At 62.1% G+C, this 24,599-nt stretch carries 23 protein-coding genes; 14 read left to right on the forward strand and 9 right to left on the reverse strand.

Annotation, left to right across the window (positions count from 1 at the left end; genetic code table 11):
- Positions 1-29 precede the first annotated feature (29 nt).
- Complete coding sequence (gene rfbA / locus EI969_RS03880) at positions 30-905, reverse strand: glucose-1-phosphate thymidylyltransferase RfbA (protein ID WP_150717567.1); 876 nt, start codon at positions 903-905, stop codon at positions 30-32.
- On the reverse strand, positions 902-1,984 hold the full coding sequence (rfbB, locus tag EI969_RS03885; RefSeq protein ID WP_160386017.1) for a dTDP-glucose 4,6-dehydratase: 1,083 nt from the start codon (positions 1,982-1,984) through the stop codon (positions 902-904). Before rfbB ends, rfbA begins: the two co-directional genes overlap by 4 nt.
- A 332-nt stretch (positions 1,985-2,316) precedes the next feature.
- On the opposite strand from rfbB, the gene kdpF reads away from it, so the two are divergent.
- The 6 genes from kdpF to EI969_RS03915 all read left to right on the forward strand — a co-directional run bounded on the left by kdpF (position 2,317) and on the right by EI969_RS03915 (position 10,387).
- The gene (gene kdpF, locus EI969_RS03890) at positions 2,317-2,406 is read left to right on the forward strand and encodes a K(+)-transporting ATPase subunit F (RefSeq protein WP_007899818.1); all 90 of its coding nucleotides are present in this window, start codon (positions 2,317-2,319) and stop codon (positions 2,404-2,406) included.
- Positions 2,407-2,414: 8 nt separating this feature from the next.
- Positions 2,415-4,109 (forward strand): potassium-transporting ATPase subunit KdpA, encoded by a 1,695-nt coding sequence (gene kdpA, locus EI969_RS03895; RefSeq protein ID WP_160386018.1) that lies wholly within the window; start codon positions 2,415-2,417, stop codon positions 4,107-4,109.
- Positions 4,110-4,119: 10 nt separating this feature from the next.
- Positions 4,120-6,177 (forward strand): potassium-transporting ATPase subunit KdpB, encoded by a 2,058-nt coding sequence (gene kdpB / locus EI969_RS03900; RefSeq protein WP_160386019.1) that lies wholly within the window; start codon positions 4,120-4,122, stop codon positions 6,175-6,177.
- A 143-nt stretch (positions 6,178-6,320) separates the two neighbouring features.
- The gene (gene kdpC, locus EI969_RS03905) at positions 6,321-6,866 is read left to right on the forward strand and encodes a potassium-transporting ATPase subunit KdpC (protein WP_160386020.1); all 546 of its coding nucleotides are present in this window, start codon (positions 6,321-6,323) and stop codon (positions 6,864-6,866) included.
- 131 nt (positions 6,867-6,997) lie between these two features.
- The gene (locus tag EI969_RS03910; protein WP_160386021.1) at positions 6,998-9,649 is read left to right on the forward strand and encodes a sensor histidine kinase KdpD; all 2,652 of its coding nucleotides are present in this window, start codon (positions 6,998-7,000) and stop codon (positions 9,647-9,649) included.
- Positions 9,650-9,697: 48 nt separating this feature from the next.
- Positions 9,698-10,387 (forward strand): response regulator, encoded by a 690-nt coding sequence (locus EI969_RS03915; protein WP_160386022.1) that lies wholly within the window; start codon positions 9,698-9,700, stop codon positions 10,385-10,387.
- 156 nt (positions 10,388-10,543) lie between these two features.
- On the opposite strand, the gene EI969_RS03920 is transcribed toward EI969_RS03915, so the two are convergent.
- Positions 10,544-11,581 (reverse strand): patatin-like phospholipase family protein, encoded by a 1,038-nt coding sequence (locus EI969_RS03920; protein ID WP_150717560.1) that lies wholly within the window; start codon positions 11,579-11,581, stop codon positions 10,544-10,546.
- 221 nt (positions 11,582-11,802) lie between these two features.
- Here EI969_RS03920 and EI969_RS03925 point away from each other — a divergent pair, with 221 nt between their 5' ends.
- The 3 genes from EI969_RS03925 (at position 11,803) to EI969_RS03935 (ending at position 13,892) form a co-directional block, all read left to right on the forward strand.
- Positions 11,803-12,081, forward strand: coding sequence for a hypothetical protein (locus EI969_RS03925; RefSeq protein ID WP_010461623.1), 279 nt, complete (start codon positions 11,803-11,805; stop codon positions 12,079-12,081).
- Between the two features lie 122 nt (positions 12,082-12,203).
- The gene (locus EI969_RS03930) at positions 12,204-12,962 is read left to right on the forward strand and encodes a CHAD domain-containing protein (RefSeq protein ID WP_160386023.1); all 759 of its coding nucleotides are present in this window, start codon (positions 12,204-12,206) and stop codon (positions 12,960-12,962) included.
- Between the two features lie 132 nt (positions 12,963-13,094).
- A complete protein-coding gene (locus tag EI969_RS03935; RefSeq protein WP_160386024.1) occupies positions 13,095-13,892 on the forward strand; it encodes an acyl-CoA thioesterase II in 798 nt (265 codons plus the stop codon).
- A 1-nt stretch (position 13,893) separates the two neighbouring features.
- Here the strand turns inward: EI969_RS03935 and EI969_RS03940 are convergent, their stop codons facing one another.
- The 3 genes from EI969_RS03940 to EI969_RS03950 all read right to left on the reverse strand — a co-directional run bounded on the left by EI969_RS03940 (position 13,894) and on the right by EI969_RS03950 (position 16,877).
- Positions 13,894-14,259 carry an Mpo1-like protein gene (locus EI969_RS03940; protein WP_160386025.1) on the reverse strand — a complete coding sequence of 122 codons (366 nt, stop codon included), beginning with the start codon at positions 14,257-14,259 and terminating at the stop codon, positions 13,894-13,896.
- A gap of 230 nt (positions 14,260-14,489) precedes the next feature.
- Positions 14,490-15,971, reverse strand: a complete 1,482-nt coding sequence (locus tag EI969_RS03945; protein ID WP_160386026.1) for a methyl-accepting chemotaxis protein — start codon at positions 15,969-15,971, stop codon at positions 14,490-14,492.
- A 96-nt stretch (positions 15,972-16,067) separates the two neighbouring features.
- Positions 16,068-16,877, reverse strand: a complete 810-nt coding sequence (locus tag EI969_RS03950) for a TatD family hydrolase (protein ID WP_160386027.1) — start codon at positions 16,875-16,877, stop codon at positions 16,068-16,070.
- Positions 16,878-17,113: 236 nt separating this feature from the next.
- Between EI969_RS03950 and EI969_RS03955 the strand changes: the two genes are divergently transcribed.
- From EI969_RS03955 to EI969_RS03965, 3 genes are all read left to right on the forward strand, one after another.
- Positions 17,114-18,535: a transglycosylase SLT domain-containing protein gene (locus EI969_RS03955; RefSeq protein ID WP_160386028.1), complete on the forward strand. Its 1,422-nt coding sequence runs from the start codon at positions 17,114-17,116 to the stop codon at positions 18,533-18,535.
- Positions 18,536-18,632: 97 nt separating this feature from the next.
- Complete coding sequence (locus EI969_RS03960) at positions 18,633-19,067, forward strand: DoxX family protein (protein ID WP_160386029.1); 435 nt, start codon at positions 18,633-18,635, stop codon at positions 19,065-19,067.
- 247 nt (positions 19,068-19,314) lie between these two features.
- Complete coding sequence (locus EI969_RS03965) at positions 19,315-19,623, forward strand: class I SAM-dependent methyltransferase (RefSeq protein WP_160386030.1); 309 nt, start codon at positions 19,315-19,317, stop codon at positions 19,621-19,623.
- A gap of 3 nt (positions 19,624-19,626) precedes the next feature.
- Here the strand turns inward: EI969_RS03965 and greB are convergent, their stop codons facing one another.
- The 3 genes from greB to EI969_RS03980 are packed head-to-tail and all read right to left on the reverse strand — an operon-like array spanning position 19,627 to position 23,346.
- On the reverse strand, positions 19,627-20,124 hold the full coding sequence (gene greB, locus EI969_RS03970) for a transcription elongation factor GreB (RefSeq protein WP_115947228.1): 498 nt from the start codon (positions 20,122-20,124) through the stop codon (positions 19,627-19,629).
- Between the two features lie 34 nt (positions 20,125-20,158).
- Entirely contained in the window at positions 20,159-22,663 is a 2,505-nt protein-coding gene (locus tag EI969_RS03975; RefSeq protein WP_160386031.1) for an ABC transporter permease, read from the reverse strand.
- Positions 22,663-23,346, reverse strand: a complete 684-nt coding sequence (locus EI969_RS03980; RefSeq protein WP_150717549.1) for an ABC transporter ATP-binding protein — start codon at positions 23,344-23,346, stop codon at positions 22,663-22,665. Before EI969_RS03980 ends, EI969_RS03975 begins: the two co-directional genes overlap by 1 nt.
- Before the next feature lie 10 nt (positions 23,347-23,356).
- Between EI969_RS03980 and EI969_RS03985 the strand changes: the two genes are divergently transcribed.
- The gene (locus EI969_RS03985; protein WP_160386032.1) at positions 23,357-23,962 is read left to right on the forward strand and encodes an arylesterase; all 606 of its coding nucleotides are present in this window, start codon (positions 23,357-23,359) and stop codon (positions 23,960-23,962) included.
- Positions 23,963-24,018: 56 nt separating this feature from the next.
- Complete coding sequence (locus EI969_RS03990) at positions 24,019-24,312, forward strand: hypothetical protein (protein WP_007991769.1); 294 nt, start codon at positions 24,019-24,021, stop codon at positions 24,310-24,312.
- Positions 24,313-24,599: the final 287 nt, after the last annotated feature.

Here is a 24,599-nt window from a genome sequence, read left to right on the forward strand (position 1 = left end):
GATACAGGGCGAAGCGGGATCACAGCATTTCATTGCTCTTCCCCGGCCAGTTTGGCGAGGTACTGGCCATACCCGGTCTTGCCGAAGTAACGGGCGCGCTCGAGCAGCTGTTCGCGGTCGATCCAGCCATTTTCATAGGCGATCTCTTCGAGACAGGCGACTTTGAGCCCTTGGCGGTGTTCGATGGTTTGCACGTATTGAGAGGCTTCGAGCAAGCTGTCGTGGGTGCCGGTGTCGAGCCAGGCGAAACCGCGACCAAATCGCTCGACCTGCAGGTCGCCACGCTGCAGATAGGCATTGTTGACGTCCGTGATTTCCAGCTCGCCGCGAGGCGAAGGTTTCACCGCCTTGGCGATCTCGATCACATCGTTGTCGTAGAAATACAGGCCGGTGACGGCATAGCTGGATTTCGGTTTTTTCGGTTTCTCTTCGATGGACAGCGCACGGCCGTCGCTGTCGAAATCGATCACGCCGAAGCGCTCGGGGTCCTTGACCCAGTAACCGAACACGGTGGCGCCGGAGGAGCGTTTTGCCGCGCTCTGCAGTTGCTCGCCAAAGTGCTGACCGTGGAAGATGTTGTCGCCCAGGATCAGGCACACGGGGTCATCGCCGATGAACGCTTCGCCAATCAGGAAAGCCTGGGCCAGACCGTCCGGTGAAGGCTGTTCGGCAAAACTGAAGTTCACCCCGAACTGGCTGCCGTCACCCAGCAGATTGCGATACTGCGGCAGGTCCTGCGGGGTGGAAATCAGCAGGATATCCTTGATGCCGGCCAGCATCAGCACCGAGATCGGATAGTAGATCATGGGCTTGTCGTAGACCGGCAACAGCTGTTTCGACACGCCGAGCGTAATCGGGTGCAGGCGCGTGCCCGAGCCACCCGCCAAAACGATACCTTTCATCATGCGAGCAGCTCCTTGGGGTTGATGGCGCCAAGGCGTTCACCTTGATAGCTGCCGTCCTGGACTCGGCGGCACCACTCCATGTTGTCCAGGTACCACTGGACGGTCTTGCGCAGGCCTGTTTCAAAAGTCTCTTCAGGTACCCAGCCCAGTTCGCGTTCAATCTTGCCGGCGTCGATTGCGTAGCGCAGGTCATGGCCGGGACGGTCCTGGACGAATGTGATCAGGTCGGTGTAATGCGCAACGCCTTGCGGCTTGTGCGGTGCCAGTTCTTCAAGCAGGGCGCAGATGCCGCGCACCACGTCGATGTTCTTTTGTTCGTTGTGCCCGCCGATGTTGTAGGTCTCGCCGACGGTGCCGGTGGTCACTACCTTGAGCAGCGCCCGGGCGTGATCCTCGACGAACAGCCAGTCGCGCACTTGCAGGCCGTTGCCATACACCGGCAGGGGCTTGCCGGCCAGGGCATTGAGGATGACCAGCGGAATCAGTTTCTCGGGGAAGTGGAACGGCCCGTAATTGTTCGAGCAATTGGTCAGCAGCACCGGCAGGCCATAGGTTCGTTGCCAGGCGCGGACCAAATGGTCGGACGCTGCCTTGCTGGCGGAGTAGGGCGAGCTCGGCGCGTAGGGCGTCGTTTCCGTAAACAGATCGTCGACACCGTGCAGGTCGCCGTAGACCTCGTCGGTGGAAATGTGATGAAAGCGGAAGGCGCTTCTCTCGGGTTCCGCCAGGGTTTGCCAATAGCCGCGGGCGGCTTCGAGCAGGCTGTAGGTGCCGACGATGTTGGTCTGGATGAATTCCGATGGCCCGTCGATGGAGCGATCGACGTGGGACTCCGCTGCCAGGTGCATGATCGCGTGCGGCTGGAAACGCGCCAGCACGGCGCTGACGGTCGCCTGGTCAACGATATCGGCCTGAACGAACTCGTAGCGAGTGTCGGTGGCGATGCTGGTCAGCGATTCGAGATTGCCGGCATACGTCAGTTTGTCCAGGTTGAGCACTTCATGCCCGGTGTGTTGGATCAGCTCGCGAACAAGGGCCGAGCCTATGAAACCGGCTCCGCCGGTAATAAGGATACGCACGTTGGGCCAGCCTTTTTCAGTAATGCGAATGGCGGTAGCTTGCAGGCGCGAGCGGGGAGGTGCAAGAGTTCCTGACCCCCATAGGGTTGCGTCGCGCCGATCAGGCTCGATTATCCATGAGTTGCAGCTGTCACTCACTACTCTCGCGCACAATTTAGCCCGTTACGTACGTCACACCCGGCTTTTTCCGTGCCGCACGCCGTAACCCCCGCGTAAACCCACTCTTTACGCTTTCTTTATGCCCCGCGCGCGCCCTCGGTCTCGTTCCTTTACAGCCTCCTTCCCGACAATGGATCTACACGCGGCAATACGCCGTTACAAGGAGAACTTCCATGAGCGTTCTGGATGGGGTGTCACTGCTGTTGGCAGTGGGGCTGTTCATTTATCTGTTGGTTGCGCTGTTGCGCGCGGACCGGAACTAGGAGCGGCCATGTACAGTTATGACTATTGGCTGATCCTCGCGTTCTTCGCGGTGGTATTGGTCCCGGCGCCGTTTCTCGGACGTTTCTACTACAAGGTGATGGAAGGGCAGCGCACCTGGCTGACGCCGGTTCTCGGCCCGGTCGAACGCGGTTGCTATCGTCTGGCCGGTGTCGATCCGCAGGCCGAACAGAGCTGGCAGAAGTACACGCTGGCCTTGCTCGCCTTCAACCTCGCGGGTTTCCTGCTGCTGTTCGCGATCCTGTTGTTCCAGGACCACTTGCCGCTGAACCCGCAAAACCTGCCGGGCCAGGAGTGGACGCTGGCGTTCAACACCGCCGTCAGTTTCATGACCAACACCAACTGGCAGGCCTACAGCGGCGAAGCGTCGCTGAGCTACCTGAGCCAGATGGTCGGCCTCACCGTTCAGAACTTCGTCAGCGCCGCCACCGGCCTGGCGGTACTGGTTGCGCTGTGCCGTGGCATTGGGCGCAAATCCAGCGCATCGCTTGGCAACTTCTGGGTCGACATGACCCGCGCCACCCTCTACGGCCTGCTGCCGCTGTGCCTGCTGCTGGCGCTGTACCTGGTCTGGCAGGGCGTGCCGCAGACCTTCGCGCAGTACGTGAATGCGGTGACGATGCAGGGCGTAGATCAAGTGATCCCGCTCGGCCCGGCGGCCAGCCAGATTGCGATCAAGCAACTGGGCACCAACGGCGGTGGTTTCTTCGGCGTGAACTCGGCGCATCCGTTCGAGAACCCGACGGCGTGGAGCAACCTGTTCGAAGTGACCTCGATCATTCTGATCCCCGTCGCGCTGGTCTTCACCTTCGGCCATTACGTGAAGGACTTGCGTCAGAGCCGCGCGATCATTGCCTGCATGCTGGCATTGTTCCTGATCGGCGGTGCGACTTCGTTGTGGGCCGAGTACCAGCCGAACCCTTCGTTGAACAATGCCGCTGTCGAACAGACCGCGCCGCTAGAAGGCAAGGAAGCGCGCTTCGGCACCACCGCCACCGTACTGTGGTCGGTGACCACCACGGCCGCGTCCAACGGCTCGGTCAACGGTATGCACGACAGCCTCAACCCGCTGAGCGGCATGGTGGCGCTGGTCAACATGATGGTCGGCGAAGTGATCTTCGGGGGTGTCGGCGCCGGGCTCTACGGCATGTTGCTCAACGTGCTGATCGCGGTGTTCCTCGCTGGCCTGATGATTGGGCGCACACCGGAATACCTCGGCAAGAAACTGCAAGCCAAAGAAGTGCAATTGCTGGTCGTGACCCTGATGGTCATGCCGATCGGCGTGCTGGTGCTCGGCGCGATTGCCGCCAGCCTGCCTGGCCCGGTGGCCGCCGTCAGCAACCCGGGGCCCCATGGTTTCAGTCAGTTGCTCTATGCCTACACCTCGGCCAGTGCCAACAACGGCTCCGCGTTCGGTGGCTTCGGTGCCAACACCCCGTTCCACAACCTGATGCTGGGCCTGGGCATGTTGATCGGTCGTTTCGGCTACATCCTCCCGGTCCTGGCATTGGCCGGTAGCCTGGCGATGAAGAAAGCCGCACCGATTGGCCAGAACAGTTTCCCGACCCACGGCCCGCTGTTCGTGACCCTGTTGACCGTGACCATTCTGCTGGTGGGCGGCCTGACCTTCCTGCCGACCCTGGCGCTGGGCCCTATCGCTGAACATCTGAGCATGGGCTTCTAAGGAGCTGATGATGAATATGCCCGCAACCAAACCGGTCGCCGCCAAGGCACCGGAGCAACCGAAAACCGCGATCTCGGCCCTGTGGCGCCCGGCGCTGGTGCAAGCCTTCGTCAAGCTCGACCCACGGCAATTGCAGCGTGCGCCGGTGATGCTGGTGGTCGAACTGACCGCGATCCTGACCACGGTGTTGTGCTTCATTCCCGACACGGCGGTGCCGACTTTCGTCGCCGCGCAAATCGCGGTGTGGCTGTGGTTCACCGTGCTGTTCGCCAACTTCGCCGAAGCCTTGGCTGAAGGTCGCGGCAAGGCCCGCGCCGACAGCCTCAAGGCCGGCAGCGAGGGCTTGAGCGCCCGGCGCAAAACCGGCAACGGCACGTTCCAGGTGGTGCCGGCCACCAGCCTGCGCAAAGGCGATGTGGTGCGCGTCGAAGCGGGGGAGATGATCCCCGGTGACGGCGAGGTGATCGAAGGCATCGCGGCGGTCAACGAAGCGGCGATTACCGGTGAATCGGCCCCTGTGATCCGCGAGTCCGGCGGCGACCGCTCGGCTGTCACCGGCAACACACGGCTGGTGTCCGACTGGCTGCTGGTGAAGATTACCGCCAACCCTGGCGAGTCGACCCTGGACCGCATGATCGCCCTGGTCGAAGGCGCCAAACGCCAGAAAACCCCGAACGAAGTGGCGCTCGACATCCTGCTGATCGGCCTGACCCTGATCTTCCTGCTGGTGGTCGTGACCCTGCAACCGTTCGCGCACTTCGCCAATGGCAGCCTGCCGCTTGTGTTCCTGGTGGCGCTGTTGGTCACGTTGATTCCGACCACCATCGGCGGTTTGCTGTCGGCCATCGGTATCGCCGGGATGGATCGCCTGGTGCGCCTGAACGTGATCGCAAAGTCCGGTCGTGCAGTGGAAGCGGCGGGGGACGTGCACGTCCTGCTGCTGGACAAGACCGGTACCATCACCTTCGGTAACCGTCGTTGCTCGGCGGTGTATGCGGCGCCTGGCGTAACCGCCAGGGAACTGGCCGAAGGCGCGTTGCTGGCTTCGCTGGCCGACGACACCGCTGAAGGCAAGTCGATCGTCGAGTACTTGCGTGGCACTCGTCCGCAACCGGAACCGTCCGCCGAGGTGCTGACAGCCGTACCGTTCAGTGCCGAAACCCGCCTGTCCGGTGTCGACTATCAAGGGCGCGTGTACCGCAAGGGCGCGGTGGATTCGCTGCTGGCGTTCGTCGGCCTCAAGCGGGCTGATCTGGCTGCCCCCTTGTCCCGTGAAATCGACAGGATCGCGCAAAGCGGCGGCACCCCGTTGCTGGTGTGTGCCGACGGTAAACTACTGGGGGCGATCCACCTCAAGGACGTGGTCAAGCCCGGCATCCGTGAGCGTTTCGCCGAGCTGCGCAAGCTGGGGATCCGCACCGTCATGGTCACCGGCGACAACCCGTTGACCGCCGCTGCCATTGCCGCCGAAGCGGGTGTGGATGACGTGCTGGCCGAGGCCACGCCGGAGAAAAAACTGGCGCGCATTCGTCACGAGCAAAACGACGGTCGCCTGGTCGCGATGTGTGGCGACGGCGCCAACGACGCCCCGGCGCTGGCTCAAGCGGACGTCGGCATGGCAATGAATGACGGCACGCAAGCGGCACGTGAAGCCGCGAACATGGTCGATCTCGACAGCGACCCGACCAAGCTGTTGGACGTGGTGCAGATCGGCAAGGAATTGCTGGTCACCCGCGGCGCGCTGACGACCTTTTCCATCGCCAACGACGTGGCCAAGTACTTCGCGATCCTGCCGGCGCTGTTCGCCGCGATCTACCCGCAACTGGGCGTGCTCAACGTGATGCACCTGAGCAGTCCGCAGAGCGCGATTCTCTCGGCGATCGTGTTCAACGCCTTGATCATTGTGGTGCTGATTCCACTGGCATTGCGCGGTGTGCGCGTGCAGGCGGCGAGTGCGGCGGCGTTGTTGCGACGCAATCTGCTGATCTACGGCCTGGGCGGGATCCTGGTGCCGTTCGTGGGCATCAAGGCGATCGACATGCTGTTGACGGCGTTGCATCTGGTTTGACCTGACCCCCCCACTGTAGGAGCTAGCTTGCTAGCGATGGTGGTTAACGATGACGCGCCCTTTCTGACAAATCGCGGCGCCTTCAGATCCATCGCGAGCAAGCTCGCTCCTACAGCTGTTTTTACGAATTCGAGGATTTTGAAATGTCCACATTGATACGCCCGGCCCTGAGCCTGCTGGTCCTGATGACGCTGATCACCGGCGTCGCCTATCCACTGGTGGTCACTGGCATGGCCCAGGTTGCGTTCCCGGATCAGGCCAACGGTAGCCTGGTGCGTGATGCCGACGGCAAGGTCCGCGGTTCCTCGCTGATCGCCCAGGATTTCGTTGGCGACGCCTGGTTCCACCCACGGCCTTCCGCCGGTGCCTTTGCCACGGTGTCGAGCAGCGCCAGCAACCTGTCGCCGAGCAACCCGGCGCTGGCAACGCGGGTGATCGACGATGCCACCAAACTGTTGGTGCCAGGCCAGGGGCCGGTGCCATTGGCGCTGGTCACGACGTCCGGCAGCGGCCTCGATCCGCACTTGCCACCGGCGGCGATTGCCTATCAACTGGCGCGAGTCGCGGCGGCGCGCAATCTGCCGGTAGCGACCCTGCAACAACTGCTGGATGCCCACATCGAGCAGCCGTTGGTAGGCCCGCCGGTGGTGAATGTGCTTGAGTTGAATCTGGCGCTGGAAAACCTGTAGATCGGCGGCGCAGCCATTCGCGAGCAGGCTCGCTCCCACAGGAGTACGCATTCCAAATGTGGGAGCGAGCCTGCTCGCGATGACGGCCTCACAATCACCACAACAACATCTGAAAAAAGAGATTCCCAAGCATGAGCAACTCCGGCCGCGCCGACGCGCTGTTAGCAGACCTGCCCCGCGATGGCCGTGGCCGGCTCAAGGTCTTTCTCGGCGCCGCGCCGGGGGTGGGCAAGACTTACGCCATGCTGCAGGCGGCCCACATCCAGCTGCGCCAAGGGGTGAAGGTCATGGCCGGCGTCGTCGAAACCCACGGCCGGGCTGAAACCGAAGCACTGCTCGGCGGTTTGCCGCAGCAGCCGTTGGTACGCTCGGAGTACCGGGGCGTGTTGCTTGAAGAAATGGATCTCGACGGACTGATCAAAGCCAAACCAAAACTGGTGCTGGTCGACGAACTGGCACACACCAACGCCCCCGGCAGCCGTCACGAAAAACGCTGGCAGGACATTCAGGAACTGCTCGCCGCCGGCATCGACGTGTACACCACGGTCAACGTCCAGCATCTGGAAAGCCTCAACGACCAGGTACGCGGCATCACTGGCGTGCAGGTCCGCGAAACCCTGCCGGACTGGGTGTTGCAGGAAGCCTACGAACTGCTGCTGATCGACTTGCCGCCACGGGAACTGCTCGAGCGATTGCGCGACGGCAAGGTCTATGTACCGGAACAGGCGCGGGCGGCCATCGACGCGTTCTTTTCCCAGACCAACCTCACGGCCCTGCGCGAACTGGCGATGCAAGCCGCGGCGGCTCAGGTCGATAACGATCTGGCCCAGGGTTATCGCCAACTCGGTCAAGCGGCACCGGCCGTGCGCGGGCGTTTGCTGGTGGGGGTCGATGGCGATGCCCAGGCGGAGCGTCTGGTACGCCATGCCAGCCGCGTGGCCCAGCGGCGGCACCTGCCCTGGAGCCTGGTGCATGTGGACAACGGCAGCGTGCGTGACGAACAGTCGCGCCTGCGCCTGCAAAGTGCCCAGCAACTGGCCGAACGCCTGGGTGGCGAAGTGGTGTTGCTGCGCGCCGGTGAGGTGGCGAAAACCCTGATCCAGCATGCCGCCGAGCGGCGTGCCAGCCTGGTACTGGTCGGCCAGTCCCGGCCGAGATTGCGTCGTCGCCTGTTCGGTGGCGGGCTGGCGGCGCGCCTGTTGCGCAATGCGCGCGGACTGGAAATCAATGTGCTCGATAGCGATCACGCACAGCATCGGCCCCATCAGCGGTCGATGGGGGCGCTGGTCTGGTTCGATTACGCGTTGGCCGTGGTCGCGACGATTCTGGCCAGCGCCCTGGCTTGGGCCGTGGCGAGTGTTCTGCCGCTGCCGAACATCTCGCTGGTGTTCCTCGCCGCCGTGCTGCTGGTGGCTGTGCGCAGCAGTCTCGGGCCGGCGCTGGCCTGTGCGGCGCTGTCGTTTCTGACCTACGACTTTCTGTTCATTCCGCCGAATTTTTCTTTCAGCATCCAGCGCGAAGAAGACGTGCTGACCTTGTTGTTCTTCCTGCTGATGGCGGCCCTCACGGGCAACCTCGCGGCGCGCCAGCGCAGGCAATTGCAGGCCCTGCGCGATACCCAGGAAGAGACTACCGAACTGCTCGACCTGTCGCGCAAACTGACCGCCGCCACCGATCGCCAGGCCGTGGTCAGCGCGGCCGCCCAGCACCTCAACGGTTGGAGCGACGTGCAACTGTGTCTACTCAACCGCGATGGGCAAAACGGCTGGAAAGTCGAAACCGGTGGCCCGCTGGAGTTCACCGAAGCCGAACGCGCTGCCGCCGACTGGGCTTGGCAGCACGACCAACCGGCGGGTGCGGGCACTGGCACCTTGCCGTTCGGCCGCTGGTGGTGGTGGCCGTTATCGGTGGAGGACGGCCCGCTGGCGTTGCTCGGTGTCTGCGCCAGGGAAGGCCAGACCCTGAGCGGCCAGCGCCGCCGCTTGTTGACCGCGCTGAGCCAGCCGCTGGCCCAGGCGCTGGCCCGGGCGCAACTGGCCGATGACCTGGAAGCGGCGCGGCTGCACGGTGAAACCGAGCAACTGCGCAGTGCCTTGCTGGCTTCGGTGTCCCATGATTTGCGTACACCGTTGACGTCCATGCGCGGCAGTATCGACAGCCTGTTGGCCCTGGGCGAAGCGATCCCGCTGGAGGACCGGCGTGAGTTGCTCGAAGGTACTCGCGATGAAGCCGAGCGCCTTGATCGTTATATCCAGAATCTGCTCGACATGACCCGCCTCGGCCACGGTGCCCTGAAGTTGGCGCGGGACTGGGTGTCGCCGGCGGATATCGTCGGCAGCGCGCTCAATCGCTTGCGCGCGGTACTCGCGTCGCTGCAGGTCAGCACCGAAGTGCCGGCGGATTTGCCGCTGCTGTTCGTCCATGCCGCGCTGATCGAACAGGCACTGATCAACGTGATGGAAAACGCTGCGCGGTTTTCGCCACCCCGCGGGCGTTTACAACTACGCGCCGGGACCGATGACAGTGAGTTGTTTTTCTCGGTCAGCGATGAGGGACCGGGGATTCCGGAGGAGGAGCGGGCGAAGATTTTCGACATGTTCTACACCGCGGCGCGAGGTGATCGTGGCGGGCAGGGCACCGGACTGGGGCTGGCGATCTGTCAGGGCATGGTCGGTGCCCATGGCGGGCGCATCAGCGTCGCCGACGGCATCGACGGGCGCGGTACCTGCATCACGTTGCACCTGCCGCTACAGGCTCAGCCCGGATACGAGAGTGAAGCCTGATCGTGCATGCGCTACTCTCTTGCCACTTCTAAGTGTTGATGTGAACTCATGAGCCAGACTGCGACCATCCTGGTCATCGACGACGAACCGCAGATCCGCAAATTCCTGCGCATCAGCCTCGCTTCCCAGGGTTACAAAGTGCTGGAGGCCGGCACCGGCAGTGAAGGATTGGCCCAGGCTGCGTTGAACAAGCCGGACTTGTTGGTGCTCGACCTCGGCTTGCCCGACATGGACGGCCAACAGGTGCTGCGCGATTTTCGCGAGTGGTCGACGGTGCCGGTGCTGGTGCTCTCGGTGCGTGCCAGTGAGGGGCAGAAAGTCGAGGCCCTGGATGGTGGCGCCAATGACTACGTGACCAAGCCCTTCGGCATTCAGGAATTCCTGGCGCGGATTCGTGCGCTGTTGCGCCAGGCAACCGTCGGCGAGGTCCCGCAAGCCGCGCTGAGCTTCGGTCCATTGACGGTCGACCTGGCGTATCGCCGGGTGCTGCTCGACGGCATCGAAGTCGCGCTGACCCGCAAGGAGTACGCCGTGCTCGCGCAACTGGCGCGGCATCCCGGGCGGGTTATCACCCAGCAGCAATTGCTCAAGGATATCTGGGGGCCGACGCACACCGAAGACACGCACTACCTGCGCATCGTGGTCGGGCACCTGCGCCAGAAACTGGCGGATGATCCGACCCGACCCAGGTTCATCGTCACTGAGGCTGGGGTGGGGTATCGGTTGTTGAGTGAATAGTTTTGAAAATTTGTGGTGACTGATCCGGCCCCTTCGCGAGCAAGCTCGCTCCCACAGGGTTAGCGGCGTACACAGGATTTGTGATCGACGCGGTCATTGTGGGAGCGGGCTTGCCCGCGATGAGGCCCTTACATTCACTCGAGAACTTTCAGGCTTTCAGTTCTGCTCCTTCTCATACCGGTCCAGCGTATCCCGCGCAATCTCCCTTCCCAGTGCGATCAACTCCGGCGCCTTGTAGAACTCGAAAAACCGGCACACGCGCTTGGGCACGTTGATCAGGATGTCCGGCGGATACCCGGCAATCTTGTACTGCGCCAGCGATGTCTGCATCACCTCGAAACTCTGGTTGATCAAGTCCAGCAAGGACGCCGGTCCGACGTTGTCGATGATGAACGAACCGGTGGCGGAGCGCGGTGCGCCACTGGATTCCGGCGCCGCCGCGGGTTGCTGGGCTTCAGGCTCGGCGGATTCGATCCACGGATTGAAATCTGCGCCTTCGGCCCTCAGGGCTTCCTGCTCGAGGATCAACAATTGCTCGGCCTGTTTGCGGCGGAACGGCAGCTTCGAGCCTAGAGAGTTGATCAGGCTGTCGAAGCGGGTCTTGAAGGCTGCGGGACGCTGGATGACCGGCAATTGATAGTGGCGCTGGTTGGTGGAGTTGAGGTTGACCGCGATGATCAAGTCGCAATGGCTCGACACCACCGGCACGATCGGCAGCGGGTTGAGAATGCCGCCATCGACCAGCATGCGGTTGCCCTGCATCACCGGGGTGAACAGGCTGGGAATCGCTGCCGAGGCGCGCATCGCCTGGTGCAGGCAACCTTCCTGGAACCAGATTTCCTGCTGGTTGGTCAGGTCGGCGGCAACGGCGGTGTAGGGGATGCGCAAGTCTTCGATGTTGATCTCGCCGACGATCTTGCGGATCTGCCCGAACACCTTTTCGCCACGAATCGCCCCCAGGCGAAAACTGACGTCGACCAGGCGCAACACGTCGAGATAATCCAGGCTCTCGATCCAGTCGCGGTACTCATCGAGTTTGCCGGCGGCGTAGATCCCGCCCACCACTGCGCCCATGGAGCAACCGGCGATACAGGCAATGTCATAGCCGCGCCGTTCGATCTCTTCAATGACCCCGATATGTGCATAACCCCGGGCCCCACCCGAGCCCAATACCAGTGCGACACGCTTTTTCATCAATCGCCCTCGTTTTAATGGTTCAACAATGCACCCATCGAGGGTCATGCTTCAATCGCCATGGTCGCTCGATGAAGCAGGAGCGTCGTATTTTCGACACTCCATGGCGGCACAGGGTTGTTCTCGTCAGCGCTATAGTTCGCACGGCGGACCAACGGCACTTTTGCGTCGCCACACCGTCTTACCTGCATGACTGTTGACCTATCTTTGAGGAGTGAGTGATGAAAGCCTGGATCTGTGTGCCATTGATTGCCCTGGCGCTCGCCGGTTGTGCCGGCAAAACCGCTTATCGCGACAGTTGCGGAAGTGGCCTGGACGCGGCCTGGCATGAACTGGACCTGGCCAAAGCCGAAGGTTTCGCCGGGACTGTCAGCTACTCCAAGGCCCTGTCGCTGTTGACCGCGGCCAAGACCCAGCAGCAATTCGAGGGGTTCGAAGGCTGCACCAAAAAAGCCGAGAAGGCTCGTTTCTATATTCGTGAATCGCGCGCGGGGCGTTGAAAACACTGCTACTCCTGTAGGAGCCGGCTTGCCGGCGCCAGGCTCTCGAATGTTACCGTGGCCTGATATCGCCATCGCTGGCAAGCCAGCTCCTACGGGCACTGTTTTACGGAGTAAACCCCATGATCGATCGGTTGGTGGCCCGTGTTCTGGGCCTTGAAGTTCGTCTGCTGGCCTGTCAGGCCCGGTTAAAAGAGCGTACTGACCCTGAAGCGTTACACGATCTGCGCACTACCGTGCGGCGGTTGCGCAGCCTGTTGCGGCCTTTGCGCGAGTTGCCGGGTGTCGAACAACTGGAAGCGGCTGCCTCACGGGTGGGTGATCTGACCACGCCATTGCGTGATCGTGAAGTGTTGGCGGCTTATCTGCTCGAGCATGGCCAACCTCAAGCTGCACAGTGGCGCATGGCGCAAATGGCCGAGGCCTATCCGGCCGTGGCGGCCAGTACCGAGCTCGCGCAATTGCTGATCGTCCTCGATGCGTTTCCGCGTTTTCTGCGGGCTGCCCAGCGCCAGGGGTTGCTCAAGGGCTTGCGTAAACTCATCGAAAAACGCCTGGGCAAACAGTGGCAAAAACTCGACAAGGCACTGCACGACCCCGCCCACGACCGCCATCGGCTGCGCCTGCTGATCAAGCGTGTGCGCTACGGTATCGATGCTTATCCCGAGCTGGACCGTTTGCCGAAAGCGGCCATGCCCCGGTTGAAATCGGCCCAAGGAGCGCTGGGCGACTGGCACGATTGCCTGCAATGGCTGGCCATGGCCGAACAGGAAGCGGATTTGCAGCCCTGTGTTGCCGTGTGGCAAGCCACCATGGCCGAGGCCGAAAGCCGTGCGGACCGGGTGCTGGAAAAACTCGGCAAGGCCTGTTTCAAATCCTGAAACACCGCAGTTCCATTGTGGGCACGAGCCTTGTGCGGCTCATCTGTCAGTCAATTTGGCCGGAATGGGTGCTGTATAGCCTGCTCCGGCTGGGTAAGATCCCTTCATCCTTTTTCGCCCGCTGAGGTTTGCATGCGTTTTTCCGAACTGCTCGACGCTGTCCGTAGCCACCCGCAGGAACTGTCTATCCCGGCCTCCTGGGCCCAGGGGCGCGCCAGTTTCGGTGGCCTGGTGGCCGCCTTGCAGTACGAAGCCATGCGTGCCCGGGTGCCGGCGGATCGCCCGGTGCGCTCGTTGGCAATCACCTTTGTCGGTCCGGTCGAGCCTGAGGTTGCGGTCAGTTTTGAAGTCGATGTATTGCGCGAAGGCAAGGCCGTCAGCCAGGTGTTGGGCCGGGTGATGCAGAAGGGGCAGGTGGTGACGTTGATCCAGGGCAGCTTTGGTGCCTCACGTCCCTCGGAAGTGGCGGTGACCGCTGAACCGGCACCTGAAATGAAGCACTGGGACGAGTGCCAGGAATTACCCTTTATCGAAGGTGTCATCCCGGAGTTCATGCGGCATCTGGCGATGCGCTGGAGTGTCGGCGGGCTGCCCTTCAGCGGCAGCACATCGCGGCAAATGGGTGGCTGGGTGCGTTTGCGCGGCGATGTGAAAGAAGAAGCCATCAGCGAGGCGCACATCCTGGCCCTGGTAGACGCCTGGCCGCCGGCCCTGATGCCGTTTCTGAAAAAGCCGGCGATGGGCAGCACGCTGACCTGGACCATCGAATTCGTGCAGCCGCTGCTGCAATTGAACACCCTGCAATGGTGCAAATACCTCGTCGAGACCGAGCACGCCGCCGACGGTTACGGGCATGCCGCCGCGAAAATGTGGAGCGCCGACGGCCGGTTGATCGCCATGAGCCGGCAGACGGTGACGGTATTCGCCTGACTCAGTGACGGCGGTGGCGCTCACGCCAGGCGCGCCACCAGCCACCGCTGAGGAAGAACCGCGGAAAAGTCAGGAACTGTTCGACCAACAGGCGCGATATTGCATCCTTGCGGTCATCGAACGGCTCGGCAGCTTGCGTCTCCATGCTGTGGCCGTGGCGTTGCAAGGCCAACGCTGCAATCACGCCGATCACGCCGATGGCGATGTTCGAAAGGGTCAGGCTGAACACTCCGGACACAATCAGCAGAAACGCCACGATGAACAGCGGCACCGCGATCAGGTGCAACACCAGATTGGTCGGGTGCTGGTGATTGTTCGGGTACGCTCGCCATTGCCAGGCGGGAAGGTTGGGGTGACGCTTGCCCATGATGCTGATCCTCGATCCATGTTCAATACATGTGATTAAGAATAGGCCCGGTCAATGCTGGCCGCGAATCAAGGCTGGCTATTGGCTTGATAGGTGACATGACTGGAATTGATGGTGTCGGTTCTGACGCCTTCGCGAGCAGGCTCGCTCCCACATTGATCTTCGGTGACCATATGATTCCGGGCATACATAGATCCCATGTGGGAGCGAGCCTGCTCGCGAAAGGGCCCTCAAAGCTTGAGCTGACCTATCGCCTTGCTCAACTCCCCAGCCAACGCCGCCAACTCATTGCTGGTATTCGCCGAGGTCACCGTCTGCTGCACCGTGTTCTCGGTCACGTCACGGATGCTCACCACCGCCCGGTTCATCTCTTCCGCCACCTGGCTCTGCTGCTCGGCCGCTACCGCGATCTGCGTATTGCTTTCACGCATCTGCGCCACCGCGCCGGTGATTTCGGCCAATGCCGCGCCGGCCTCTTGCGCCTGTTGCACGCAATCGTCGGCCTTGAGCGAGCTCTCCTGCATGAAGTCCACGGCGTCCCGCGTGCCGGCCTGCAACGCGCAGACCATCAGGGTGATTTCGTCCGTCGAGGCCTGCACGCGTTTGGCAAGGTTGCGCACTTCATCGGCAACTACCGCAAAGCCGCGACCCATTTCGCCGGCCCGGGCCGCTTCGATGGCGGCGTTCAGTGCCAGCAGGTTGGTTTGCTCGGCGATGCTGTGAATCACGTTGACCACACCATTGATCTTCTGGCTGTCCTCGGCCAGGCGTTGAATCATCTCGGCGGTCTGCTGGACGCCGGTGGACAGTCCGGCAATCGAACGCTGCACCCGGTTCACGACCTCCTGCCCGCTGCCGGCCAGGGTGTCGGCCGATTGTGAAAGGTCTCGGGTGGCGCCCGCGTGTTGGGCAATGTGATAGACCGTGGCGGTCATTTCATTGATCGCCGTGGCGGCCTGATCGGTTTCGCTCTGCTGGCCGAGCATGCCGTGACGCACTTCATTCATGCTCGCCGCCAGCCGCGCGGCACCGTCATCCAGTTGCCGGGCGGTACTGGCAACGGTGTTGACCACCCTTTGATAACCGGCCTGCATGGCGTTGAAGGCATTGGCCATTTGCCCGACCTCGTCGCTGCAAGCCAATGGCACGCGGGCCGACAGGTCGCCGGTTTTCTCCACGTGCAGCATGACGTCCTTCAAGGTGTTGAGCTGGCTGAGCAGGAAGCGGATCAACAACTGCGATGCGCCGAGCATCGCCAGCATCAGGATGAACACCGCCAGCGCGTAGTGGCTGAAGCGCTCGCTGAACACCTGGCTCAGGCTAGGACCGTGGGCAATCACGGCGACCCGCTGGCCGTCGGCGCGCGCGAACACTTCGGCACCCATCAACGGATTGTCACCGAACAGCGGCATCGAGTTGATCTCGACCCAGCCGTTTGCATGGGTGAGTTCCGCCATGGGTTGCCCGTTCAGCGACGGAGTCTGTGCGCGATCGAGCGTCAGCAGGTCATCGGTGGTGGGCAGAGGCTGCCCGGCAGGCCAGTCGAGCAGCAATCGCGCTTGCGCCTGAGCCGAGGCTTGGGACGCATCAGCGCGGGCCTGTTGCTCGAGGTGGACGGCGTACAGCACCAACAGCAGCGTGGTGACGAAGGCGACGGCATTGACCGCCCAGAATTTGTATTTCAGCGAGATATTGCTAAGCCAGGCACCCATGGAGGTCTTCTCTGATAGCGGAAACAGTTTTGGCAAGGTGCCATTATTGTGCCGCTATGCAGGCGTTCGGATTTTGATGCAGGTCAATGTGGGCGTTTACCGGGGAATTGATGGCAGCCCGTAGAACGCACGTGCGCAAGCTGTGGTGTGCGCTGCCAGATCTTCCTGGCTTTCCCCGCGATGCAATGCTACTTCGCGCAATACTTCGGTCAGGTACGCCGGTTCGTTTCGCCCGTTTTTCGGCTTGGGGCGCAGGCTGCGTGGCAGCAGATAGGGTGCATCGCTCTCGAGCATCAGGCGTCCACGCTTGATCTCCTTGACCAGCGGATGCAAATGCGTGCCCCGGCGCTCGTCGCAGATCCAGCCGGTAATGCCGATGTGCAAGTCCAGGTCGAGATAACTGAACAGAGCCTTCTGCTCGCCAGTGAAGCAGTGCACCACGGCGGCCGGCAACCGGTCGCGGAAGTCGCGCAGGATCTCCAGCAAGCGCTGGCTGGCGTCGCGTTCGTGCAGAAACACCGGCAGTTGCAACTCAACGGCCATGGCCAGATGTTCTTCGAGGACCTTTTCCTGCTGCGAACGCGGGGAGAAGTCACGGTTGAAGTCCAGCCCGCATTCGCCCACGGCCACCACGTTCGGCTCCTTGAGCAAGCTGCGCAAATCTCGGGCGCTGTCGGCGTTCCAGTCGCTGGCGCAGTGAGGGTGGATACCGGCAGTTGAGAACAGGCGCTGGGCGCTTTCGTCCAGTTGTCGGCACAGCTCAAGGGCCTGTTCACTGCCCTCGACACTGGTGCCGGTCAGCACCAGTTGGCACACGCCGGCCGCGTAGGCGCGCTCGAGCACGGCCTGGTGTTTGTCGGCAAAACTGGCGTTGGTCAGGTTGACGCCGATATCGATGAGTTGCATGGTGCTACCTCGGCTCAAAGGCCGGAAAGCATATCAGAGCTACGGATTTATAAGAAAAGCCAAGAACTACAACGAGTTAACGCTGTCTCTTGAGCCTCGGGACGGGCCGGGTTGGTAGTTTTGCCATCATTGTGCCAGTCTTTCGCACGTTGTCAGCGCCGTGGGCGCTCTGTTTTGTTGCTGTGCTTGATGCCATTCATCATTGAAGCGCGCCTCATATTCTTTCCGGAGAGCGGATGATTCGTCCCTCGGTTTTGCTACTGCTGTGCTGTTCGCTGCTACTGCCGATGACGGCGGTTGCGCGGCTGCCCGGTCCGCTGCAAGCCGTACCGGCCAGCCAGGTGCGCGACCTTGCGCAAATCCGCAGCAGTCGAGTGCTGCGGGTGCTGGTCAACCAGAGCCGCAACAGTTCCGGCGAAGTCCAGGGGCAGGCGATCGGGGTTGAATACCATCGCCTGAGAGCGTTCGAGCAATACCTCAACGGCCATGCCCGTGACGGTCAGGAAATCACCCTCAAGATCATTCCCAAGGCCAAGGATCAACTGCTCGGCGCATTGCAACGCGGGGAGGGCGATCTGGTGGCGCCAGGCGAGTTGCTCGATCTGCAACCAGGCTTCGCCGTCAGCACCAGTGAGCCGATCGCCAGCAACATTCCGTTGGTCCTGGTCGGTATCAAGGGCGAACGCCGCTACAGCAAACTTGAACAGCTATCCGGCAAGACCCTGGCGTTACCCGCCGGCAGCGCCGCCGGGGATGCCGTCAGCCAGATCAATCAAAAGCTTGCCCTGCACAAACTGCCACCGGTCACAATCGAATGGGTCGATCCGAGCCTTGCCGTCGAGGATGTGCTGGAGATGGTGCAGGGCGGCATCTTCCACCTGACCATCGTCGAGCAGCCGATTGCCGAACGCTGGGGCAAGATCCTGCCCAAATTGCGTGTCGACAAGCAGGTTCTCATCAGTGATCCGGGAGAGGAGTTCTGGTTCGTGCGCCGTGATGCCTCGATGCTGCGTGCCAGCATTGATCGCTTCCTCACCGTCTACAAAAAACCGTCGGATCAGGATGCCGCATTCCTGCGGATCTATCGGCGTCTCTACCAAGTGCATTACCCATTGGCCAAGGCGGACCGCCAGCGCCTGGAAAAACTTCGCCCGGTGCTGCAGAAACACGCCGATGCCCAAGGCATGGACTGGCTCAACCTGGCGGCGCTGGCGTTCAAGGAATCAGCGTTGCAGCCCACCGCCCGCAGTGGCGGTGGCCCGACCGGCCTGATGCAGATCACGCCTGCTGCTGCGCAGCGGGTGGGGGTCAACAATTTTCAGGAGCTTGATGGCAATGTGCAGGCCGGGGCCAAGTACCTGGCGATGATCCGGCGCAAGTTCTTTGCCAGCCCGAAACTCAACGAGCGCGAACGCATGGCCTTCGTGCTGGCGGCCTACAACATCGGGCCGGAGCGGGTTCAGGGCATGCGCGCCGAAGCGCGGCGGCGCGGTTTGAATCCCAACCAGTGGTTCTTCCAGGTCGAACGCGTTGCCTTGGAGCAGGTGGGTATGGGGCCTGTCAGCTATGTTAATAGCGTGAACAAGTATTACCTGGCGTTCGATCGGGAGCGGGAGTCGTTGGAGCCCCAGGGACAAAAGGTCGTTTCGCGTAAATGATCAATTTATCTGATTGTTATGGCGGGTTTTTTGCGCTTTTAACATACGGTTTACTGATTAATATAGCGGCCAACCAACACACAAGGAATGAAACAGCATGAGCACTCTGATCAACAAGGTACTGTTCACCCGCGCCGGCTACGGCCTGACCGTACTGCGCATCGTTGTCGGCATTGTCTTCGCCGCTCACGGCTCGCAGAAGCTCTTCGGGGCATTCGGCGGCCATGGCCTGGCCGGAACCGCGCAGTACATGGAAAGCCTCGGGTTGACACCGGGTTACCTGATGGCGGCACTGGCGGGCGGCACCGAATTCTTCGCCGGCCTGGCCTTGATCGTCGGCCTGCTGGCTCGCCCAGCCGCCCTGGGCCTGACCTTCCTGTCGCTGGTCGCGATTTTCACGGTGCACATCAGCAACGGCCTGTTCATGGCCAACAACGGTTATGAATTCGCCCTGGCGTTGCTCGGTGGCAGTATCGCGGTATTGATCGAAGGCGCGGGCAAACTGTCGGCGGACCGTGTCATCGCCGGTTGACCGCTCTGGCTCAACGAAAAGGCCCGCATTGTGCGGGCCTTTTTTGTTGCGCGTCATTCTTGACACTCTCCGGTCAGCTTCTCTAGGATGTTGTCCATGCGCCGATTTAAACAGCTACTTGCGGGGCGCCAGGTGACTCATCCAGTTGCCGATAGAAGCCGGAACGGGCTTCGAAATACCGCTAAAGCGCTGGTTCGGTGTTGCCTCTCACCTGCCATGCAGACTTTTGAGGCAGAGACACGACACAATGAATGCACTAAACCCCGTTGTACGTCCCGCGCCGATCACGGCACATCTCACCCAGCGCAATCCAAAAATCCTGCTTGGCGGTAAACATCAGCCGACGCTCTTGCGTTATCTCGATGGCTGGCCACGTCGTACCGGCGGCCCCGCTGCTTTCCTGATCCAGTTTGTCGAAGACGGTGAGTCGCTCGCCCGTTTTGCCGACGACAGTTTCGACCTGGCGGTGATTCAATCCCCCAGCCTCGAAGACGCGCCCGAAGTGATCAGGCAACTGACCCGCGTGGCCCGGCAAGGGCTGATCACCCGCGGTTGAATTTTACGGATAGTCGATCGCAACGATATAAACACACTGCTCACCGGTCGGTGTCTGCACCCGGACTTCGGCGTCCAGCGCCTTGCCGATCAGGGCCCGGGCCAACGGCGAATCAATGCTGATCAGGCCGAGCTTGAGGTCCAGTTCATCCGGCCCGACGATGCGGTAGCGCGACTCTTTGCCGTCCTCGTCTTCGATCGTGACCCAGGCGCCGAAGTAGACCTTGTTCGGATCGCTGGGTTTTTCGCTGACGACCTTCAGCGCCTCCAGGCGTTTGGTGAGAAAACGCACGCGGCTGTCGATCTCTCGCAGCATCTTTTTGCCGTAGGTGTATTCGGCGTTCTCCGAGCGATCACCCTGGGCGGCGGCTTCGCTGACAGCCTGGGTCACCTGGGGTCGGCGTACATGCCACAGTTCATGGAACTCGGCACGCATCCGCGCTTCACCTTCAGGGGTGATCAGCGCGGTGCCGGCGGTGCGGGGAGGGCGATAACGGCTCATGGCAACTTCTTGTGGTGGCGACGGCTGGAGTCTATCAACCCTCGCGCAAGACTGTCAGCGGGCTGGCGTTCAATGCCCGACGGGTGCCGAACACCCCGGCACCACCGATCAGCACGGCGCCCAGCAGTGGCAGCAGCAACAGCCAGGGATGCGGATGCCATGGCAGGTCAAAGGCATAACGGTAGAGCACCAGGCTCACCAGTTCCGATCCCAATGCCGCCAGCAAACCGCTGACCGCACCGAGCAAGCCGAACTCGATACGCCGCGCCTTCACCAGTAATTGTCGTTCGGCCCCCAGCGCTCGCAGTAGTGCGCCCTGGCGAATGCGTTCGTCCAGTGTCGCCTGCAGACCGGAAAACAGCACGGCCATCCCTGCCGCCAACACAAACAACAGCACGTATTCCACCGCCAGGGTGACCTGGGCGAGGATGCTGCGCAGTTGCTCCAGCAAGGCTTCGACCTGCAGGATCGTTACCGCCGGGAAGGCACGGGACAGCTCGACAATTTGTGGGTCATGACCGGGTGCCAGGTAAAAACTGGTCAGGTAGGTCGCCGGCAGATCCTTCAGGGTGCCAGGCTGGAAGATCATGAAGAAGTTCGGCTGGAAGTTGTCCCAGTTGATCTCCCGCAGGCTGGTGACTTTCGCCTCGCGATTGACCCCGCCAACGCTGAAAACCAGATGGTCGCCGAGCTTGAGCTTCAGGCTTTCGGCGACCTTGCCTTCCACCGACACACCGGGAATATCGTCCAGCGCTTGCTGGTTCCACCAATTGCCGGCCGTGAGTTTGTTGCCCGCTGGCAGGTCCGCCGCCCAGGTCAGGCTCAGGTCGCGCTGGATGGCCCGATCCCCGGCTGATTCCTTGGTGACGATTTGCTGCACCGGTTCGCCGTTGATGCTGATCAGGCGGCCCGGGACTACCGGGTACAAGGGTGCCGATTTTGCCGACACCGTGATCAGGTGATCGGTGAAGGCCTGTTTATCCGCAGGCAGGATGTTCAGGGCGAAGTAGTTGGGAGCGTTTTTCGGCAACTGGTTTTGCCAGGTATCCAGCAACTCACCGCGCAGCAGCGCAATCAGCGCCATCGACAGCAGAATCAGGCCGAACGCCAGGGACTGGCCCGCGGCAGCGAGCGGGTGACGCAGCAATTGGCCGAGTCCCAGGCGCCAGGGCAAGGATGCACGGGCGAGCATGCGCCGCAGACTCTTCAACAGCAGCAGCAACAAACCGCCCAGCACCAGCGCTGCAATCACGCCGCCGCCGAGCAGGGCAAAGGTCAGCACCAGGTCCAGGCTCAGGCGCCACATGATCAGGCCGAGCGCGCCCAACGCCGCGCCGTAGACCATCCAGGTGCTGGATGGGATCGGCAGCATGTCCCGCCGCAATACCCGCAATGGCGGAACCCGGCCCAGGGCCGCCAGCGGTGGCAAGGCGAAACCGGCCAGCGCGACCAGGCCGGTGCCGATCCCGGCAATGGCCGGAAACAACCCACCCGGAGGTACGTCGGTCGGCAGCAAGTCATGCAGCAGGGCAAACAACCCAAGCTGTGCCAGCCAGCCGAGGAGGGCGCCGCTGATGCTGGCGAGCAATCCGAGGACGGTCAGTTGCAGGCTGAACAGCGCCAGGGTTTCCCGGCGCGACAAGCCGAGACAGCGCAGCAACGCACTGGCATCGAAGCGGCGGGTGGCGAAGCGGGTTGCCGACAGCGCCACCGCTACGCCGGAGAGCAATACCGCCACCAGGCTGGCCATGTTCAAGTAGCGCTCTGCCTTGCCCAAGGCACCGCCGATCTGTCGGTTGCCGTCGCGGGCATCCTGCAAGCGTTGGTTGGCGGCGAGTCCCGGCTTGATCAGTTGCCGATAGGTTTCCAGAGCCTCGGCATTGCCACGCCAGAGCTCGCGATAGCTGACACGACTGCCGGGTTGCACCACGCCGGTGGCCGCGAGATCGCCGAGGTTGATCAGTACCCGTGGCGTCAGGCTGTAGAAATTGCCGGCGCGATCGGGCTCGTAGGTCAGAACCCGTGCCAGTTTCAGGGTTTTCATGCCGACATCGATGCTGTCGCCGATCTTCAGGTCCAGGGCGGTCAGCAGTCGCGCCTCGACCCAGGCTTCACCGGGTTTCGGTCCTCCCCCGGGTTGCTCCACGGCGAAGGGCGCGGGCGCGCTTTTCAGTTCGCCGCGTAGCGGATAAGTGTCATCGGCTGCCTTGATGCTCGACAGCTGGATGCCGTTGTCGGTGGCGATGACGCTGGAAAATTCCACGACTTGCGCGTGTTGCAGACCCAGTTCGGTGCCGCTTTTTATTTGCTCCGGGCGCGCTGGCGAACTGCCCTCGAGCAGCAGGTCGGCACCGAGGAACTCGGTGGCGCGCAGCATCATGGCGCCGTTCAGGCGGGCGCCGAAGTAACCGATGGCGGTGCTGGCGGCGACTGCCACCAGCAAGGCAAAAAACAACACGCGCAATTCGCCGGCGCGGGCGTCGCGCAGCAATTGGCGGATGGCGAGACTGAACAGGCGCAACAGCGGCAAGCGTGCCATCAAGGCTCCAGAGGGGCGACCAGCAGGCCGGCTTCAAGACGGATCAGGCGCCGGCAGCGATGGGCCAGGCGTTCATCGTGAGTCACCAGCACCAGGGTCGTGCCGCGCTCCTTGTTGAGCTCGAACAGCAAATCGCTGATACGCTCGCCGGTGTGGCTGTCGAGGTTGCCGGTCGGTTCGTCGGCGAACAGTACGTCGGGCTCGGCGGCAAATGCGCGGGCAATCGCCACGCGTTGTTGCTCGCCCCCGGAGAGCTGGCGCGGCGAGTGAGTCAGGCGTTGCCCCAGGCCCACGCGTTGCAGCAACTCGGTGGCGCGTTCGCGGGCATCCCTGCGGCCATCGAGTTCCAGCGGCAGCATGACGTTTTCCAGGGCATTGAGGCTGTCGAGCAATTGGAATGACTGGAACACGAAACCTACGTGCTCGGCGCGGATGCGCGCACGCTGGTCTTCATCGAGGTTGCTCAGGCCTTGCCCGGCGAGCGTCACCTCGCCGCTGCTCGGCAGGTCGAGGCCCGCGAGCAGGCCCAGCAGGGTGGATTTGCCGGAACCCGAAGCGCCGACGATGGCCAGGCTGTCGCCCTTGTTCAGTTCCAGGCTGAGTTCGTGCAGGATGGTCAGTTCACCTTCCGCGCTGGGAACCACTTTGCTAAGGTCCTTCGCGATGAGAATGCTTGCGCCCATGGAGAGTCCGATGCGTGTCTGGTTTTTGAGTGCTGGCCTGGCCTTGATGTGCATGGCCCAAAACGCAGCGGCGGGTACAGTCCTGATCGTTGGCGATAGTATCAGCGCCGGTTTCGGCCTGGATACCCGGCTGGGGTGGGTGTCGTTGCTTGAAGAACGGCTCAGGCGCGAAGGTTTCGACGATAAAGTGATCAATGCGTCCATCAGCGGCGACACCAGCGCCGGAGGCCAGGCGCGCCTGCCTGCGCTGCTTGCAGAGCATAAACCGGAACTGGTGATCCTCGAGTTGGGGGGCAATGACGGCCTGCGCGGTTTGCTGCCAACTCAATTGCAACAAAATCTTGCTTCGATGATCCAGCAATCGCAGGAGGCGGGGGCCAAGGTGCTGCTGCTCGGTATGCAATTGCCACCCAATTACGGTGTGCGCTACACCAAGGCCTTCGCCGAGGTCTACAGCAACCTGGCCGATGAGAAAAAGATCCCGCTGGTGCCGTTTTTCCTCGACGGCGTGGGTGGCCATCCGGACTTGATGCAGGCTGACGGCATACACCCGGCGGCCGGGGCCCAGGACAAGTTGCTGGAAAATGTCTGGCCTACCCTAAAACCGCTGTTATGACACTTTTCTAGAGGCAGGCTTTCGGCTAAGGTGGCGCCCCCGATTTGGAGCCCCCGATGCCGCGTCCTGCCTGGTCACTATTTGCCTACCAACTGATCGAGCCTGACGAACAGCTGGATCTGTTCGCCTGCCAGGAAGTGCGGGTGCATCTGGTGACCCGTCAACTGGAGTTGGGTGGTTCGGCCGATCGCACCCTGTGTGGCAGTTTGTTGCCGGCTTCGCCTCGCTGGTCGAGTGTTGATCGGCGGGTGTTTCAGGATCAGCGGTTGTGTTCGTTGTGTCGGGCTATTCTTGAGTCGCAGAAGCGGGGGACTTCGCCGATCTGGCCCGAGTTGCGGTTTGAGCTTTAGTCTGTCGTTGCGCGATAGCTGGTCGTGTACATATCCATTCCTGCGGTAACGGCGGCTTATGGTTTCGCCCTTACGGCGAGTCCCTTTTGGCAAACGCCCCAAAAGGAACCAAAAGGTCTCGCCCCTTGCGTCCGGCCCCTCGCCTAGGCTCGGCGTTCCCTCGCTCCGGCATTCATCCGGGGGCATCGCCCTCCGGTTGGCTTCGCTGGCACCTACATGCGATGAGTTCGACTGCGTCGAACGGCGCTGCGCGCCAATCCCCGGATGAACACCTCCACTCAGCCTTC

The organism is Pseudomonas sp. PB101 (genome assembly GCF_009764265.1).
Taxonomy (GTDB): domain Bacteria; phylum Pseudomonadota; class Gammaproteobacteria; order Pseudomonadales; family Pseudomonadaceae; genus Aquipseudomonas.

Excerpts from the sequence above, each read along its gene's own strand:
- rfbA (WP_150717567.1), bottom strand. The coding sequence starts at position 905 with ATGATGAAAGGTATCGTTTTGGCGGGTGGCTCGGGCACGCGCCTGCAC.
- kdpF (WP_007899818.1), top strand. The coding sequence starts at position 2,317 with ATGAGCGTTCTGGATGGGGTGTCACTGCTGTTGGCAGTGGGGCTGTTC.
- kdpA (WP_160386018.1), top strand. The coding sequence starts at position 2,415 with ATGTACAGTTATGACTATTGGCTGATCCTCGCGTTCTTCGCGGTGGTA.
- kdpB (WP_160386019.1), top strand. The coding sequence starts at position 4,120 with ATGAATATGCCCGCAACCAAACCGGTCGCCGCCAAGGCACCGGAGCAA.
- kdpC (WP_160386020.1), top strand. The coding sequence starts at position 6,321 with ATGTCCACATTGATACGCCCGGCCCTGAGCCTGCTGGTCCTGATGACG.
- EI969_RS03910 (WP_160386021.1), top strand. The coding sequence starts at position 6,998 with ATGAGCAACTCCGGCCGCGCCGACGCGCTGTTAGCAGACCTGCCCCGC.
- EI969_RS03915 (WP_160386022.1), top strand. The coding sequence starts at position 9,698 with ATGAGCCAGACTGCGACCATCCTGGTCATCGACGACGAACCGCAGATC.
- EI969_RS03920 (WP_150717560.1), bottom strand. The coding sequence starts at position 11,581 with ATGAAAAAGCGTGTCGCACTGGTATTGGGCTCGGGTGGGGCCCGGGGT.
- EI969_RS03925 (WP_010461623.1), top strand. The coding sequence starts at position 11,803 with ATGAAAGCCTGGATCTGTGTGCCATTGATTGCCCTGGCGCTCGCCGGT.
- EI969_RS03930 (WP_160386023.1), top strand. The coding sequence starts at position 12,204 with ATGATCGATCGGTTGGTGGCCCGTGTTCTGGGCCTTGAAGTTCGTCTG.
- EI969_RS03935 (WP_160386024.1), top strand. The coding sequence starts at position 13,095 with ATGCGTTTTTCCGAACTGCTCGACGCTGTCCGTAGCCACCCGCAGGAA.
- EI969_RS03940 (WP_160386025.1), bottom strand. The coding sequence starts at position 14,259 with ATGGGCAAGCGTCACCCCAACCTTCCCGCCTGGCAATGGCGAGCGTAC.
- EI969_RS03945 (WP_160386026.1), bottom strand. The coding sequence starts at position 15,971 with ATGGGTGCCTGGCTTAGCAATATCTCGCTGAAATACAAATTCTGGGCG.
- EI969_RS03950 (WP_160386027.1), bottom strand. The coding sequence starts at position 16,877 with ATGCAACTCATCGATATCGGCGTCAACCTGACCAACGCCAGTTTTGCC.
- EI969_RS03955 (WP_160386028.1), top strand. The coding sequence starts at position 17,114 with ATGATTCGTCCCTCGGTTTTGCTACTGCTGTGCTGTTCGCTGCTACTG.
- EI969_RS03960 (WP_160386029.1), top strand. The coding sequence starts at position 18,633 with ATGAGCACTCTGATCAACAAGGTACTGTTCACCCGCGCCGGCTACGGC.
- EI969_RS03965 (WP_160386030.1), top strand. The coding sequence starts at position 19,315 with ATGAATGCACTAAACCCCGTTGTACGTCCCGCGCCGATCACGGCACAT.
- greB (WP_115947228.1), bottom strand. The coding sequence starts at position 20,124 with ATGAGCCGTTATCGCCCTCCCCGCACCGCCGGCACCGCGCTGATCACC.
- EI969_RS03975 (WP_160386031.1), bottom strand. The coding sequence starts at position 22,663 with ATGGCACGCTTGCCGCTGTTGCGCCTGTTCAGTCTCGCCATCCGCCAA.
- EI969_RS03980 (WP_150717549.1), bottom strand. The coding sequence starts at position 23,346 with ATGGGCGCAAGCATTCTCATCGCGAAGGACCTTAGCAAAGTGGTTCCC.
- EI969_RS03985 (WP_160386032.1), top strand. The coding sequence starts at position 23,357 with ATGCGTGTCTGGTTTTTGAGTGCTGGCCTGGCCTTGATGTGCATGGCC.
- EI969_RS03990 (WP_007991769.1), top strand. The coding sequence starts at position 24,019 with ATGCCGCGTCCTGCCTGGTCACTATTTGCCTACCAACTGATCGAGCCT.